General features: G+C 63.8%; 12 protein-coding genes and 2 pseudogenes. 7 read left to right on the forward strand and 7 right to left on the reverse strand.

Going from position 1 to position 15,347, the window contains the following annotated elements:
* Positions 1 to 28: 28 nt before the first annotated feature.
* Positions 29 to 1,003, reverse strand: a complete 975-nt coding sequence (locus BUS42_RS03455) for a LysR family transcriptional regulator (protein ID WP_074305287.1) — start codon at positions 1,001 to 1,003, stop codon at positions 29 to 31.
* Between the two features lie 651 nt (positions 1,004 to 1,654).
* Here BUS42_RS03455 and BUS42_RS03460 point away from each other — a divergent pair.
* Together BUS42_RS03460 and BUS42_RS03465 are read left to right on the forward strand one after the other, a co-directional pair.
* Positions 1,655 to 4,426: a DUF1549 domain-containing protein gene (locus BUS42_RS03460; RefSeq protein ID WP_074305289.1), complete on the forward strand. Its 2,772-nt coding sequence runs from the start codon at positions 1,655 to 1,657 to the stop codon at positions 4,424 to 4,426.
* Positions 4,427 to 4,472: 46 nt separating this feature from the next.
* On the forward strand, positions 4,473 to 5,861 hold the full coding sequence (locus BUS42_RS03465) for a DUF1501 domain-containing protein (protein ID WP_074305291.1): 1,389 nt from the start codon (positions 4,473 to 4,475) through the stop codon (positions 5,859 to 5,861).
* Between the two features lie 207 nt (positions 5,862 to 6,068).
* Here the strand turns inward: BUS42_RS03465 and BUS42_RS03470 are convergent, their stop codons facing one another.
* From BUS42_RS03470 to BUS42_RS03480, 3 genes are all read right to left on the reverse strand, one after another.
* On the reverse strand, positions 6,069 to 7,079 hold the full coding sequence (locus BUS42_RS03470; RefSeq protein ID WP_074305293.1) for an RluA family pseudouridine synthase: 1,011 nt from the start codon (positions 7,077 to 7,079) through the stop codon (positions 6,069 to 6,071).
* A gap of 39 nt (positions 7,080 to 7,118) precedes the next feature.
* The gene (locus BUS42_RS03475; protein WP_074305295.1) at positions 7,119 to 8,087 is read right to left on the reverse strand and encodes a tetratricopeptide repeat protein; all 969 of its coding nucleotides are present in this window, start codon (positions 8,085 to 8,087) and stop codon (positions 7,119 to 7,121) included.
* 425 nt (positions 8,088 to 8,512) lie between these two features.
* Positions 8,513 to 9,133, reverse strand: a complete 621-nt coding sequence (locus BUS42_RS03480) for a cation transporting ATPase C-terminal domain-containing protein (protein ID WP_074305297.1) — start codon at positions 9,131 to 9,133, stop codon at positions 8,513 to 8,515.
* Between the two features lie 122 nt (positions 9,134 to 9,255).
* Here BUS42_RS03480 and BUS42_RS03485 point away from each other — a divergent pair, with 122 nt between their 5' ends.
* On the forward strand, positions 9,256 to 9,504 hold the full coding sequence (locus BUS42_RS03485; protein WP_074305299.1) for a hypothetical protein: 249 nt from the start codon (positions 9,256 to 9,258) through the stop codon (positions 9,502 to 9,504).
* Between the two features lie 742 nt (positions 9,505 to 10,246).
* Here the strand turns inward: BUS42_RS03485 and BUS42_RS03495 are convergent.
* Positions 10,247 to 10,759 (reverse strand): hypothetical protein, encoded by a 513-nt coding sequence (locus BUS42_RS03495; protein WP_074305303.1) that lies wholly within the window; start codon positions 10,757 to 10,759, stop codon positions 10,247 to 10,249.
* 364 nt (positions 10,760 to 11,123) lie between these two features.
* Here BUS42_RS03495 and BUS42_RS46280 point away from each other — a divergent pair.
* From BUS42_RS46280 to BUS42_RS03510, 4 genes and pseudogenes are all read left to right on the forward strand, one after another.
* Positions 11,124 to 11,207 (forward strand): annotated as a pseudogene (locus tag BUS42_RS46280) (prepilin-type N-terminal cleavage/methylation domain-containing protein); the annotation flags it as partial.
* A 103-nt stretch (positions 11,208 to 11,310) separates the two neighbouring features.
* Positions 11,311 to 11,952 carry a DUF1559 family PulG-like putative transporter gene (locus BUS42_RS46285; RefSeq protein WP_410001671.1) on the forward strand — a complete coding sequence of 214 codons (642 nt, stop codon included), beginning with the start codon at positions 11,311 to 11,313 and terminating at the stop codon, positions 11,950 to 11,952.
* 20 nt (positions 11,953 to 11,972) lie between these two features.
* Positions 11,973 to 12,149 (forward strand): annotated as a pseudogene (locus BUS42_RS46290) (H-X9-DG-CTERM domain-containing protein); the annotation flags it as partial.
* A 176-nt stretch (positions 12,150 to 12,325) separates the two neighbouring features.
* On the forward strand, positions 12,326 to 13,321 hold the full coding sequence (locus BUS42_RS03510) for a DUF1559 domain-containing protein (protein ID WP_074305307.1): 996 nt from the start codon (positions 12,326 to 12,328) through the stop codon (positions 13,319 to 13,321).
* A gap of 397 nt (positions 13,322 to 13,718) precedes the next feature.
* On the opposite strand, the gene BUS42_RS03515 is transcribed toward BUS42_RS03510, so the two are convergent.
* Both BUS42_RS03515 and BUS42_RS03520 read right to left on the reverse strand, forming a co-directional pair.
* Positions 13,719 to 14,492 carry a platelet-activating factor acetylhydrolase IB subunit gene (locus tag BUS42_RS03515; RefSeq protein WP_074305309.1) on the reverse strand — a complete coding sequence of 258 codons (774 nt, stop codon included), beginning with the start codon at positions 14,490 to 14,492 and terminating at the stop codon, positions 13,719 to 13,721.
* A gap of 81 nt (positions 14,493 to 14,573) precedes the next feature.
* On the reverse strand, positions 14,574 to 15,272 hold the full coding sequence (locus BUS42_RS03520; RefSeq protein ID WP_074305311.1) for a nitroreductase family protein: 699 nt from the start codon (positions 15,270 to 15,272) through the stop codon (positions 14,574 to 14,576).
* Positions 15,273 to 15,347: the final 75 nt, after the last annotated feature.

Consider the following 15,347-nt stretch of genomic DNA (forward strand, 5'->3'; position numbering starts at 1 on the left):
CCCCGGGATCCTTCCCGACGCGCTGGTTTCAAGCGTTCGCGTCGCTACGTTCGGTTGGACTGGCGCTCGCACCGGTCGCGGCGCCGGCCGTCGCCGGAACACTCTCTTCAGTGGCTGTCAGCAGTTCCAGAAACCGCGACGCCGTCAAACCGAGTTGATGGCTCCGTCGGCGAATGATCGCCAGCGGACGTGTCAGCCGATGCGAAGGGTCCTGGCCATCAAGACGAACCGCGGTGAGCGATCCTGCCTTGACCTCGCGGGCCAGGGTCGGTGCGGGAAGAATGGCCACGCCGGCCGGGATCTCCACCGCCCGCTTGATGTTCTCGATGTTGTCGAATTCCACGGCGACCCGGACCTGGACGTCGTGATGGCGCAGGAACCGGTCGATCGCCCGCCGGATTGCTAAGTCGGCGTCAAAACCGACGAACGTCTCACCCTCGAGGTCGGCGACCGAGACGCTCGCGCACCCGGCAAACCGGTGACCGGGATGAACCGCCAAGACCATTTCTTCCTCCCGCCAGGGGGTGACCGTGAGGTCCGTCCACTTGCGAGGGAACGAGATCAGGCCGAGCTCCGCCTCTTCGGCCAAGACGCTTTCCACCACCCGCGTCGGGTGGAGGTACTCCAACTCCACGGTCGCGCCTGGGTAGAGCTCTCCAAACGTCCGGACATACTGACTCATGTGGTGCAAACCAATGGAATAAATCGAGGCGAGCCGCACCGTGCCGACCACGTTGTGGTCGTCTTCCAGTGCTTTGACCCGGTTCTCGACTTCCAGGTAGCGACCCACCAATTCTTTGCAGCCCTCGTAATAAACCTTGCCGTGCGGAGTCAGCACCCAGGGACGCTTCGATCGATCGATCAGCTTCACTCCCAAACGCGTCTCAAGCTGGTGGACGACCTGACTCGCCGACGACTGGGAGATCTGATTCTCCGCCGCACCGCGCGAAAAGCTGGCCCAACGCACCACGTCGCAAAAGATCTTGATCGATTCGAACTGCATGCCCTACATCTTGCCTATCGGCATTTCGCTGATACTGCGCTGAATGAGATATCGGAATTCATAATACTAAACCGAGTCCCCACCTCCGCCGTCAAGAGGGTTCTTCCAAAATAAACCGCTCGAGTGGCGTGGAGCGGGTGGGTTGAGGTCGGAGATTCGTGCCGCGGGCTGGCATACGGAACACGAACAGCAGGTTAGGGTTGGGGAGAATTTGCCATTTTCGCCCCGAGCCGTTGAGCCGCGTGAGAGAATCAGGAAAAGAGATGAGTCTTTTGTAATTCGTCTGAGTCGATCGAGAAGGTCGGTCCGCTGGGTGCGTTTGCAAGGCTCTCGAAACACGACGTCATGGAGGCGGTTGGATTCCCCCAAGGATTTCGGACAAGAGCGGGTGGGGAGGCCTTGGCCTCGAAAAAATAATTGCGAGAGGCGAGACACTTCTTTCGGATCGGGTGGTTTACTCCCCTCGAATCTCAGGTCGCGATGCTGCGGCAGGGGATCCTCTTCTTTTGGACGTTTCGACCCAACAAGAGTGAGCGCTTTGGTTCCGGTGGTGAGGATCCGCCTTGAGATCGATCGGCCCTACCTCTCCGCCAGGCCGATCGGATTCGAGGGCCGGGTTCCCGGAACGAACAACGGGGAAGGGCGTACGTGATGATCCGCAACACGATCACGGGGGCCTCGGTCGGCCTCTTACTGTTCGGCGTCCTGCTGGGCCTGACGCGCGCAGCCGATGACGAGGCCGATGAAGCCGAGGCCCGCGCCCAGAACGCCTTGTTCTACGGCGATCTCGACGGCGACGGTGCGCTCAGCCGGGACGAGTTTCAAACCCTGGTAGCGAATCGGCCGCAGTTCAAGGCCCGGCCCGAGATGATCAACCCGGTCTTCGCTCGTCTTGATTCCGACAAGAGTGGTTCGTTGTCGGTTCGCGAACTCGCGAAACTGGGAACGCTTCGTCCGGGCGGTCCGGGGCTCATGAAGAAGGCCGCGCGACCGCAGGCGAAGACGGGGGAAGCCAAGCCGAGCGACCCCCTGGGGAACCCGAAGCCGCAGGGGCCGATCACGCCCCAACAACTCGCCTTCTTCGAGACCAAGATCCGCCCGGCGCTCGTGACTTATTGTTATGAATGCCACGCCTCCTCGGCCAAGAAGATCAAGGGAGGACTCGTTCTCGACACCCGCGAGGGAATGCGAAGCGGAGGGGACAGCGGCCCCGCCGTCGCGGACGACCCAGGGGCCGCGAGCCTCCTCCTGCAGGCGATCCGGTACACGGACGACGACTTGAAGATGCCGCCCAAGCAGAAGCTCCCCGACGCGGTGATCGAGGATTTCGAGCGCTGGATCGCGATGGGAGCGCCCGACCCACGCAACGGCACGTCGTCGGTGGCGGCGAAGGCGATCGACGTCGAAGCGGGCCGCCGGTTCTGGGCGTTCCAGCCGCCAAAAAAGAGCGAACCGCCCGAGGTCAAGGACGAGGCCTGGCCGCGCTCCCCCATCGATCGCTTCCTCCTGGCCAAGCTCGAGGCGAACCGCCTCAAGCCGGGCGCCGATGCGGACAAACGCACCCTGATCCGCCGGGTCTCGTTCGACCTGATCGGTCTGCCCCCCACCGCCGCCGAAGTCACGGCCTTCCTCGACGATCAATCTCCGACCGCCTTCGAGAGCGTTGTCGACCGGCTCCTCGCTTCGCCTCGGTTCGGCGAGCGATGGGGCCGGCACTGGCTCGACGTCGCTCGCTTCGCCGAGTCGAGCGGCAAGCAGGTGAACATTAACTATCCCAACGCTTGGCGCTATCGTGATTATGTGATTGCCGCCCTGAATGAAGATAAGCCGTTCGACCGCTTCATCCGCGAGAACGTGGCGGGCGACCTGCTGCCGGCTAACGGAGACCGGCAACGCGCCGAGCAGCAGATCGCCACGGGCTTTCTCGCCCTCGGCCCCAAGTCGCACGTTGAACGCAACCCGTTGCAGTTCCGGATGGATCTGGTCGACGAACAGATCGACGCGACCTCGCAGGCGTTCCTCGGTTTGACGATCGCCTGCGCTCGCTGTCACGACCACAAGTTCGACCCGATCCCGCAGAGCGACTATTACGCACTGGCCGGAATCTTCCGGAGCACAGAGACCTGCTACGGGACGGTCCGGGTCATCCAGAATCCGAACGCGGCCGACCTGCTGACTCTCCCGAAAGATTCCGGCCAAGCCTCCGCCCAGGAACCTCTGACGGCCGAGGCGCGGGACCAACTCCAGCGGCAAATCGATCAGCTCAAGAAGACACGTGCCGACTTGATCAAAAATGGAAACCTGTTCGGCAATCAGCAAGGCCTGATGACGACGATCCGGCTCGCCTTACTCCAGAGTCGCCTGAACTCGTTTGAGTCCGACGGAACCCCGAAGTCGCGTGCCATGGGCGTGCGTGACCGGGATGCCGCGGTCGACAGCCCACTCTATCAACGCGGGGAGATCGACAAGCCGGGCGACGTGGTCCCGCGCGGCCTGGTGCGGGTGGTGAGCCGGGAGAACCCCGAGATTCGCCAAGGGAGCGGCCGCCTCGAGCTGGCGGACTGGCTGGCGTCCTCGAAAAATCCGCTGACGGCCCGGGTGTTCACCAATCGGGTCTGGCTCCATCTGTTCGGTCGCGGCCTGGTCCCGACCCCCGATAACTTCGGAGCGGCCGGTCAGCCGCCGAGTCACCCGGAATTGCTCGATACCCTCGCCGTTTCGTTCATGGAGGATGGCTGGTCCGTTAAACGGCTGATCCGTCAAGTGGTGCTCACGCGTGCCTATCAGATGGGGTCGGGTTTTGACGCCACCAACAACGAGGCCGACCCGGACAACGTCCTGGTCTGGCGGATGAGCAAGCGGAGGCTCGAAGGGGAGGCGCTCCGCGATGCGATGCTGGCGATCAGTGGTGAGCTCAAACTTGAGCCTCCCCAAGGATCTCCGGTCGCCCGCGCTGGGGAAGGAAACACCGCCCCGTTGCAACGGTTCGGAGGGAACTACGACTTGCGGCTCACCTGCCGCTCGGTCTACTTGCCGGTGATTCGCAATCACTTCTTGGAATCACTCGCGCTTTTTGATTTTGCCGACCCGAGTCTGGTGATCGCCCAACGTGCCACGACCACGGTCCCGGCGCAGGGATTGTACTTGCTGAATAGCCCGTTTGTGATTCGCCAGGCCGAGGCGCTCGCCGACGGCTTGCTCCGCGACGTTCCCAACGATGGCGATCGGATTGCCGAGGCCTATTTGCGGACCATCGGCCGGCCCCCCACCGCCCAGGAGCAGAGGGCGGCCCGGGCCTTCTTGGAAGGTGAATCAGGCGACGGTTCGCCGCGCCGGCCGGCCGGTTCCGAGCCGGGTCGAGCCGGATGGGCGGCGTTCTGCCAGGCCCTGTTCGCCAGCGCTGAGTTCCTCTATCGAAGCTGACCGCCTGATCTGGCCCACAGGCTCCCGTCATAGGAGACGAATTCGGATGAACCAGGACCCTCACGCCTCGATCCTATCCCGGCGCACCTTGCTCAAGACGGCATCCTCGGGGTTCGGCTACCTCGCCTTCGCGGGCCTCTCGACCTGGGCCGCGGAGAAAGAGGCCGGCCCACTGAGGCCGAAACCGACTCACTTCCCCGCGCGTGCCAAACGGGTCATCTTTCTTTGCATGGAAGGGGGACCGTCGCATGTCGATACCTTCGACTACAAGCCGAAGCTCTCCCGTGATGACGGTCAGACCTTCGGCAAGGGGCGGGCGGCCTCGGCCAAGTTGCTCGGTTCCCCTTGGGAATTCCGCCAGCGCGGGCAGAGCGGGCTCTGGATCTCCGAGTTGTTCTCCGAGGTCGCCCAATGCGCGGATGACCTCTGCGTCGTCAACAGCATGCAGACCGACCTGCCGAATCACCCGCAAGCCTTTCAGCAGATGCACACCGGGATCTTCCAGTTTCCTCGCCCCTCAATGGGCTCCTGGTTGCAGTACGGGCTCGGCACGGAGAACGAAAATCTCCCTGGGTTCGTCACGATCTGTCCCCCGATCAACAACGGTGGGTCGGCCAATTACGGCAGCTCGTTCTTGCCGGCCATCTACCAAGGGACCCGGATCGGCTACAGCGGGATGCCGGTCGCCGATGCGGTCGTGAGCAACCTGAAGAATCCGAAACGACAGGGGGCAGACCAGCGCAGGCAACTGGATCTGGTGCAGACGCTCAACCGTGAGACGCTCGAGCGCGACCGGGTGAACCCGGCGATCGACGGAGTGATCGAGTCTTACGAGCTGGCCTTCCGGATGCAGGGCGAGTTGCCCGACCTGATGAACCTCACCCATGAGTCGGAAGCGACCCGGAAGCTCTACGGGATTGGCGAGTCGACGACCGACGACTTTGGCCGGCAATGCTTGCTGGCGCGGCGGTTCGCCGAAGCCGGGGTCCGGTTCGTCGAGATTTGTCACGGCGGCTGGGACCAGCACTTCAACCTCAAGCAGGCTCACGCCAGAAATGCGCTGGCGATCGACCGGCCGATCGCCGGTTTACTCACCGACTTGAAGTCGCGTGGCTTGCTCGATGACACGCTTGTGGTCTGGGGGGGCGAATTCGGGCGAACCCCCTATGCGCAGCGGAACGACGGTCGCGACCACAACCACAAGGGATACAGCATCTGGATGGCGGGAGGAGGCGTCCGCGGCGGCCTCGCCTACGGCAAAACCGACGAGTACGGCTCCGAGGCCGTCGAAGGAGCTGTCCATGTTCATGACTGGCACGCGACCATCCTGCACCTGCTCGGGCTCGACCACGAGAAGCTGACCTACCGATACGCCGGTCGCGAGATGCGCCTGACCGACGTGAAAGGAAAGGTCGTTCAGGGAGTGATCGCGTGAAATGATGTGCAGGCCCTGGGTGCCACGGGTTGTACTCAACCCGTGAGCCAGAAACCTGGGCGATCGCTCACGGGTTGAGTCCAACCCGTGGCACCCAGCGGCCTTTGCATCCCTGCGCTCGCCCATCAGAAACTCAATGCAAACCGAGGCCAACGGCTTAGGGCAAGTCTGACGGAGCGAAGGGGATCGGCCGGCGGGTTCGCCGGTTCAGCGATGACCGGTTTGGGGCTTGGGCCGATGCAACCTCAGGGCCGCGAGCACGGTGGCCATGTCATCGGGCAGGGGGGCGTTCAACGCCAGGTCTTCGCCCGACAACGGGTGGCGGATGAACAAGTTGTGGGCGTGGAGCGCCTGGCGATCGATCAGGACCCGATCGGCGTCGGCGGTCCCGGCGCCGAGCAAGTCGCCCAGGGTCAGGTGATCGCGGCCTGAATACGCCTTGTCGGCCACGATCGGGTGGCCGATGTGGGCGAGGTGGACGCGGATCTGGTGGGTTCGGCCGGTCCTCGGTTTGCAGCGAACGTAGGCGAAACCGTCGAACCGTTCGAGGACTTCGTAGAACGTGACCGCCTCTTTGGCGCCGTCTTCGGGGAGCCGGATGGCCATTTTCTCGCGATTGGTCGGGTGGAACCCGATCGGCTTCTCGATGTAGTCGCTATCGCGCGAGGGGACGCCCGAGACAATGGCGAGGTATTCCTTGCGCACGGTGCGTTGCTCGAACTGTTTCGCGAGGTTGCGGTGCGCGAAGTCGTCCTTGGCGACGAGCAAGAGCCCCGTCGTGTCGCGGTCGAGGCGATGGACGATGCCGGGCCGGTTCTCACCGGCCACGGTCGAGAGGGTGTCGTAGTGGAACTGGAGGGCATTCACCAGGGTGCCGCTCCAGTGTCCTTTGGCCGGGTGAACGACCATCCGCGGCGGTTTGTTGACGACCGTCAGCGCCTCGTCCTCGTAGACGACCTCGAGCGGGATTTCCTCGGGGATCGGCGCCTCGTCGGCCAGTTCGGGAAGCCAGACGCGAATCGCGTCGTCGAGGCGGACCTTGTAGGACGCCTTGGTCGGTTGCCCATTGATCAGGACCGCCTTGGCGTCGATCACCTTCTGGATCACGCACCGAGAATAGTCGGGATAGCGGCTCGCGAGGTACGCGTCGATCCGCTTGCCCACCATCCGGGCCTTGACCTGAAAATCACAGGGGGTGCTGGAGAGTTCGGGAGGCATTCCGCGATCCGGCCGATTCGCCACCTTCGAGGTCGAAGATCAAGGCTTCGGCTCATCCTTCTTCGGCTCGGGGGTGGGGGTGGTGGTCGGCGCCGGGGCTGGGGTCGGGGTCGTCGCCGACGGGGCAAAGACATCGTCGGGCAAACCGGACGCCGGGGCCGGGTTCGCCTTGGGCTTCTCGTCGCCGGCGGGTGCGGGTGCGGGGGCCTTGGTGGCCTCGTCGCCGGCGGGCATCTTGGGTGTCTCGACGCTGCTGGGCGGCGGCGGGGGCAGGAGCAGCGAACCGGTACCGGTGGACGGATGGCCGGGGGGCAGGGGGATCGATCCCTGACCGAGCGGCGGCAGGGTCGTTTCCACCGGCTTGAACGCGTACAACTCCTTATAGAACGCCACGTTTTCGGGCTTCTGGAGCAGTTCCGCCAGCTTCTTCGCTTCGCGCCCTTCCTCGGTGTCGGGCCACGACTTGGCGACCGACTGGTATTGCGTGACCGCCTTCTCGATCTCGTTGCGGGCCTCGTGAGTTCGCGCGACTCCGAACGCGGCGGCACGAGCTTGCGGGGCGTCCTTCGGCGACTCCTTGGCGACCTGCTCAAAATACTTGAGCGCCAGCTTCAATTGAGCGAGCGCCACATCGCGATTGGCCGGCAGGTCGGCGAAGCCCGTATTGTAGTACTCGGTGGCCGCCTGGAGCAGGGCCCAGCGTTCCGCCGCCGTATTGGGGTATTTGTTTGCAATCTCGACGCGCTCGCCGGCGGTCTTGGCCACCTCCAACTCGGTCCAGGCTACATTCGAGGCGGTGCGGCCCGATCCCAACCCGGTGCTCAGCAGCGAGAGTCCGACCACGACCACGACCAGGCCGATGATCAGGCTCCAGAACCGAAGCGGGTTCTCCATCGCGTGCTTCAACCAGCGCGCGAGCAGAGGAAGATCCTCCTCGGGATGGTGAATAACGGTCGGAACCGCGTGTTCATGTTCGTGCTTCAACGGCGTGCGCGGCTCGTCTTTCATCCTCAGCCTCGATTTATTCCCCGGATCGGAGACGGGGAGTATCCTATTGAATTTCTGAAAGGCCAGACCCCACGGCATCTTACAGGCTAACACGCCGGACGGTCAAGCGAACCGGGCTGTGCGGGAGACGGGTTGGCGGATCGTCAACTCCAACTCTCTTGAACAATCCCAACGGACATGCCACTCTTGACATGGACTGGTCGGGCATTCCTTCTGGAACCGTGGGTGCCCCGCCCGCACTTCGATTGGATTTGCTTCCCCCCCCCTGGTACCGCGGGCGTCCCGACCTCTTCGATTGGATTTGCTTCCCTGGTACCACGGGCGTCCCGTCCGCAATCCCAGCCATAAAATTCGGCGAGGGGACCGTTGCTTTTAAGCAACGGAGGAATCGCCGCCCTTGAGTCAATAAGCGAAATCAAGTAAACTTAAGAACACTGTTGTTCGTTCCGATGGCTTCGCCGTAACCACCCGTGCAAGAATCGGGGGTCAACCTCCTCTACGCGATGGACCGTCGGGAGACGGCCCCGGAGCGAACCCCAGCCCTCGCGGGCTGGCTGGCCCGGAGCGGGCCAGTGGGCGGTAACGTAGCACCGGCATGCGTCGCCCAAGAAGCCGTCTGCTTTAGCTGACGGAGTGCTCACTATCAGCCCACTTCTTGAGAAGGTCCCCGACGTCGCACGAATTTCCACTCTTTCGAACCAGAGCAGGCTCACGACCCCTGTTGCCAGACAGAGGAGGAGATCGTTCGGATGCAGAATCGAGAAATGGAAGAGGTCGCGGAGAAAGGGGATGAACAGGACGGCGAAGAGAAAGACGGTCGCTCCCCCATAGACCCACCACATCGCAGGCTTCGGTATTCGTAGGTTCTCGAGAAGCGTCCGACTCCATGAGCGGTTGGCGAGGATGAGTCCCAGGTTGGCGACAATGAGCGTCGTGAACGTCAGGGCCCGTGCATCGTGCTCGCCTTGGCCCCGATAGAGGGCGATTGCGAACACCGCGAGCACGACGGAGAGGACGCTCAGCCCTTGCATCACGCTGACCAGCACCGTCCTCCCCCCGAACAGGGGGTCGGCTGGGTTCCGCGGCGGCCTTCACGAGCCGCTCGCTGACGAGCTGTCGGGCAAGATAGAGGCTGGTTCCCTCGTGGAAGACGATCGTCACGACCGAGATGCCTAACTTTGAGCAGGAAGGTGCCGTTTGCCACCACGAGCTCGCCGGCCCGAAGACCGGCCGTAATGACCCGCCGGCCGTCCGACTCACGGCCGACCCCGACCGGGCGGAGGGCAAAGGAATGGCCGTCGCGGTTGGGGATAAAGACCGCCGGGCGGCCGTCGACCTCGATCACCGCGCCCGCCGGTACACTCAGTGCGGGCTCGTTCGAGTGCGATGCGTGGGTTCCCCGCCGTCCTGGGGGTAATCGAACACGATGACGTCGAGCGGCGAGCTCCTCGGGTCGCTCAAGACCGCTTGGCTCCCGGCCGTGAGGGGATCCGACGCCTCGAGGCCGCACCCGAGGAGGAATGTAGCGACCAGAACGATCCTCGTTGCTTTTGCCATCACTACATTCATCAAATAATTAACAGGATTTCGCGGCAATGCATGTGCTGAACATGCCGGAAAGCGTCGGCGTTCTCGTCGTCGACCGCCGACGCCGTTCGGATCGGGTTACATCAAACGACCGTCGCTCCTCACTTCGAGGACCTTCCAACAGAGTCCCAAGCGCGCCAGCTCATCCCCAGCCGAGTCGCCTGCCCCTGGGACATGAACGAGGCCGAAGATCGCCAGTCCGTCCGGCCACTCCCGCCCGTTAACGCCGTCGTTGTCGTCCGAATTCCTCATCCATGGATCGATGAAGCCAGCATCATGCTGCGCTTGAATGGTGCCCCGGTGCATGGGCCGCCTCCGATCGGCGTGTGAACGCCAATGAATCTAGGAATGATGGGTCAGCCAGAACTCGCCGATTCACGGCCGAGGCCGCTCATCAACGGAGGTTCGAATGGATTTGTTGTCCGGCAACCGTGCGCATGGAGTCGCGAAGCCATCAGATGGCCTGGCGAAGACGCACGGGGCGAAGCAAGCCCGAGCATTTGCGTTCGCGAGAGAATAACGCGTATGCACGCCCGGCGCGGATGCTCGGAATCACACTCCGCTCGGTGGCGTCAGCAAACCCCGCGCTGGAGGCGGGAGGCGACGGAGTGGCGAGGCGGGAAGGTCGTGCCGAAGTTGCGCGACGGCGGGGCGGAACAAGCACACATGGCTTGTCGAACCCGATCGGCATCGGCAAAGGGAAGAAGATCGGCGAGGAGGATGAGCAGAGGCTTTGCGACGAGTGATTGCTCCGGATCCGTGCAGGAAGGCTCAGGGACGTCGTCACGCACTCCAAGGCCGAAGGGGGCGGGCGCGTCGGCGTGAATGGCCGGCCCATGAGTTGCATCGACGGGCGGTGAACCCGCGAGAAATGCCCAATGGAAGTGAAGGACGGCCCGTTCCGGCGAGGCGTCCGACGCGTGCCACCGCAGCAGGTGGTTGTGCATCGGGCAGACCTGGCCCTTACCGTGGGTATGGCGAACGACATGAATGTCGACGATCGGCAGCGGCACATGAGCAAGGCCGAGGATCAACAGCGTGATCCCGAGCCGTTGTACCAGGTGTGTCGAGCCAACTCGCCGCATCTCGAACGGTCTCCTCACACGGACAACCAATCTCGCTAATTATTCAATCGGTGCTCGCTTTGGTCATTCTCAAAGAAGATCGCGGCAAACGTCGCCGTCCGCCTACCCTCATAAAATCAAGAAGTAGTCATGTAATTCAAGCTCGGCCTGCCCGGTTGAGACCCGGGTGATCCCCAGGTCATGGCCCGCTTGGGGGTAACCGGCGCGAATTTTCGCGAGCGGCCTCTTGACGCCGGACCGAGGGATCCGGATACTCGAGATCTCGGTCGAGCTGAGATTGAATCTCAGTAGCAACTTGCCGTGTCAACCCGCCGGTCCTGGTCCAGCCGGGGAGACCTACGTTTTGACGAGAGGGGTAGGTTCCGTGCGAACCCGTGTTGAGACACGCGGCTTCACGCTCATCGAGCTTTTGGTGGTCATCGCCATCATCGCTGTACTCATCGCCTTGCTCCTGCCCGCAGTCCAGGCCGCCTGTGAGGCCGCCCGCCGCATCCAAATGCATCAACAACCTCAAGCAACTCGGGCTCGGCCTCGCAAACTACGAAAGCGGAATGGGGGCCCTGCCTCCCGTGGTCGTCATGTCCGGCTCGGGCTCGACCGTCACATGGTGGGGGGCTTGGAGCATCCACGGCCGCATCCTGCCCTCCCTGGAGCAGGGCCCGATGTTCAACGCCATCAACTTTACGCTGAGCTACGGCACCCCGGACAACTCGACTGTCGCCGGGGCCCACGTCGCGGTCTTCGTCTGCCCGAGCGAAATCAAGCCCGAGCCCCGGCCGCGGGCCGACGGCAGCCGGTTCGGCGTCACGAATTACGGCTTCGCCATGGGCGACTGGTACGTCTGGGGCGGCTTCAACGGCCCCGAGAATCGGAGTGCCTTCGGCCCCAACCGCAGCCGCAAGCTCTCCGACTTCACCGACGGCCTGAGCAACACGGTCGTCGTCGCCGAGGTCAAGGCGTACCAGTCCCAGGTCTCGGGCTGCCGACCGTCGGGCGTGACGGGTCCCGCGAACATCCCGCCCCCGAATGCCGACCCGCTCGCCGCCGCCCCGCGGAGTACGCGGGCGGCTGCACCATCAGCACTAGCGGCCACACCGAGTGGGTCGAAGGGGCCGTCCACCAATCCGGTTTTACGACCACTTGGCCGCCAAACTTCAAGGTCCCCGGCGGCCCCGACCGGCGGACTGACCTGAACATCGTCGGCGCCTCCGAGAGCAAGGGCGGGCCCACCTTCGCCGCCGTCGGCTCCCGCAGCTACCACCCCGGCGGGGTCAATGTGCTTTTCGGCGACGGCTCGGTCCGCTTCATCAAGGACAGCATCAACGGACAGACGTGGCGAGGGCTGGGGACGGTGGGAGGCGGGGAGGTCATCAGTAGCGACGCCTACTGAAGAAGCACCGTCCCGAACACGGACGGAGAGGAGAAGTTGCAACTGATATTACGGCCGTCGTGGCCTCACTCCGCTTGGCGTTCAGGCGATCGTGGGGCCCAAGTCCCGGCGGGCGTGCTTAGTTCCCCCCTCGTGGTCCGGCGATTCCGGACTCTTTGCATCGAGACCCATCGGCCATGAGTCGCACCCCGATTCCAACGCGAGCCACAAGCGGCTTCACGCTCATCGAGCTTCTTGTTGTCATCAGCATCATCGCCGTTCTGATCGGCCTGCTCTTGCCCGCGGTGCAGGCCGCCCGCGAGGCCGCACGAAGGGCCCAGTGCACGAACAACCTGAAGCAACTCGGCCTCGCTCTCCACAACTACCACGACGCCCTCGGAGCCTTCCCGATGGGTTACGCCTCTCGGAGCCGATTCACCGACGGAGCGACCGACACGGCACCCGGATGGGGATGGGGCACGATGATTCTGCCCCAGCTCGAACAGGGGCCGATCTTCAATGCCGTGAACTTCGGCCTCCCGGTCGAAGCCCCGCAGAACTCGACCGTCATCGGCACGGCGATGACCGCCTACCTTTGCCCGTCCGACCTGACGAGCGGTCCGTTCGATGTCACCGACCCTTCAGGGAACGTGCTGGCGAAGGCAAGCCCGTCGAGCTACGCGGCGTCCGTAGGAGGAGACGAGACCGACACCACCACCGGGAACAACAACGACGGTCTCGGCCGCGGCGTGATGTTCCGGAACAGCCGCATCCGTCTCGCCGACCTCACGGACGGTGCGAGCCAGACCTTCATGGTCGGCGAGCGGGCGTGGTCGAACGCGAAAGGCACGTGGGCTGGCGTCGTGACGAACGGTGTCACCCGCCGCGGCCAACAGAACCCCTGCCCAACGACCGGTGCCCTCTTCTATCCCGCCGCGACGCTCATCCAGGCCCACGCCCACCTGCTCAACACCGACACCGACACCGACGGTGGGCTCGATGACTTCTCAAGCCGCCACCCCGGCGGCGGGAACTTCGTCTTCGCGGATGGCTCGGTCCACTTCCTGAAAACGGTGCTCAGAGACTCGGGCGAGCGACCGGATGGGAGCACCATTTATTCGCCGTCGAGCCTCGTGTTCCAGGCCCTTGCGACCAGAAACGGCGGTGAAGTCATCTCCGCCGACGCTTACTAAGTACACCTCCCCGTAAGTTGGGGAACAATTTACAATCCTACAGCGGTTTACCCTCGAATGGCGCACGTCAGGGTGGCTGGGGTCCGTACTCGGACCCCGGTACGCGAGCCATCATGAAGACCGGGGGCCGAGTACGGACCCCAGCCACCCTGATCGCTCGGCCTGTGATCCACCCAAACGTAAACCGCTGTAGAGCGCCAATCGTTTCTCTTGCGCCTGGGGAGAAGGGTTTCACTTGCTTGGCACGCCCGACACCGCAATGAATGTGATTCCATTCAATTCCAATACAATTCAAGAGCGGGCGGGCCGCCTGCGGTCCCAGGGGAATTCAAATCAAATCCATTTGGTTTTATTCCACGCACGTGCGAGCAAAACGCTTGTGGCCTCAGGGGACCAATCAGGGCTTGACCGTCGCTTCGTCGAGCAGCGACCAGAGCGTGGGTTCGACGGCGTCGGCCCAGATCTGGTAGCCCTTGCGCTTCAGGTGAAGGAAGTCGGGCATGATTTCCTTTGAGATCGTGCCGTCCTCATTGAGGAACTTCGGGCCGATGTCGAGATACTTGACCGTCTGGCCGTCGTCGAGCTTGGCGATCCGTTCGTTGACGGCCGCCAGCTTCTCGCGCACCGGGCCTGGCTTCTCGCCGCGAGGGAAAACGGCAAGCAAGAGGATCTTGGTCTGGGGGAGCCGCTGGCGGAGCGACTTGACGATCGCCTCGATGCCCTCGGCGATCTCATCCGAACTGTTGGCGCCGGCGTTGTTCGTGCCGATCATGAGCACCGCCACCTTGGGGCTGATGCCGTCGATCTCGCCATTCTCGATGCGCCAGAGGACGTGCTGGGTGCGGTCGCCACCGATGCCGAAATTGGCCGCGTTGCGGGGGGCGTAGTGCCGCTCCCAGACCTCGATCGGTCCTTCCCCGTTCTTGTCGCGCCCGCTCCAGCCGTTCGTGATCGAGTCGCCCAGGAACAGTAGGTCGATGTTTCCCTGCTTGGCGCGTTCGAGAAACGCCTCGTGACGCTGCATCCACAACCCGGCCCGCGGCGCGGGGGTGGTGGACGATTCCGGGGCGGTTTGCGCCCATGCGGACGGCCCCGTGACGACGGCGATCAGCGTGATTGCCCGCGCCAGAACGAGTGTTCGACTTCTCAGGCTGCCCGAAAGCCCGTGCATATCGCGAACCTTTCCGAGACGACGGAGGGGACAAAAAAATGTGCCGTGGACCGACCGGGGTCCGACACCAGGCTCGCCATCCTACTCGGCGCGTCTGGCCTGGTCCAGCGGCCGCGCGGGGCCTGTTTCGTCGATCGTCCAGGGCTGGCCGAAATGCTCTTCGAAGCAGACCTCCCCCAGGCCGAATCGCCCGGGAAAGGGAACGTCTCGAGCCGGATAGCCGAGCGCGATCAGGCCGGAGACGGTGTGATCGTCGGGGATCCCGAACGCCTCCCTGAGCTTCCCCCCATCGAACAACTCAAGTAGGGACGAGCCGACCCCCAACGATTCGGCGGCCAGCATCAGTGTGGCCATGGCGAGCATCGTCGCGCGGGTCGCCCAGAGCGGTAAGTCGTTCCTGCGTTCCATGGCACGGGCCGTCCTGGCACGCATCTCGGCGTGCTCGGCTCGGGTGATCGCTCCCAGGGCGAGCTGGCGTTCGAGCATGGCGTCGAGATGGCTGCGATGGGGGTGGTGGTAGCCCAGGGCGATCACGATGACCGGGGCCTCGGTCACTCGCGGATGCTGGAACGCGCAGCCGCGGAGCCGCCGGCGGTTGGACTCGGTGCGGACCACGAGGAATCGCCAGGGCTGCAAGTTGCCATCCGAGGGCGCGCGCGTCGCCGCGTGGAGGATTTGCCTCAAAAGGTCGTCGGCCAAGGGACGACCGGGATCGAACCGGCGAACCGTCCGGCGCTGGGCAATCACTTCGAGGACGGTTGGTCGCGGTTGGTGGTCCATGGGAACGCCGTTTCTCCTCAACACCGAATTCCTCCGTATCTCGTCCCCCATTTCACCACTAACCCCTAGCCACAC

Source organism: Singulisphaera sp. GP187 (genome assembly GCF_900129635.1).
GTDB lineage: Bacteria > Planctomycetota > Planctomycetia > Isosphaerales > Isosphaeraceae > Singulisphaera.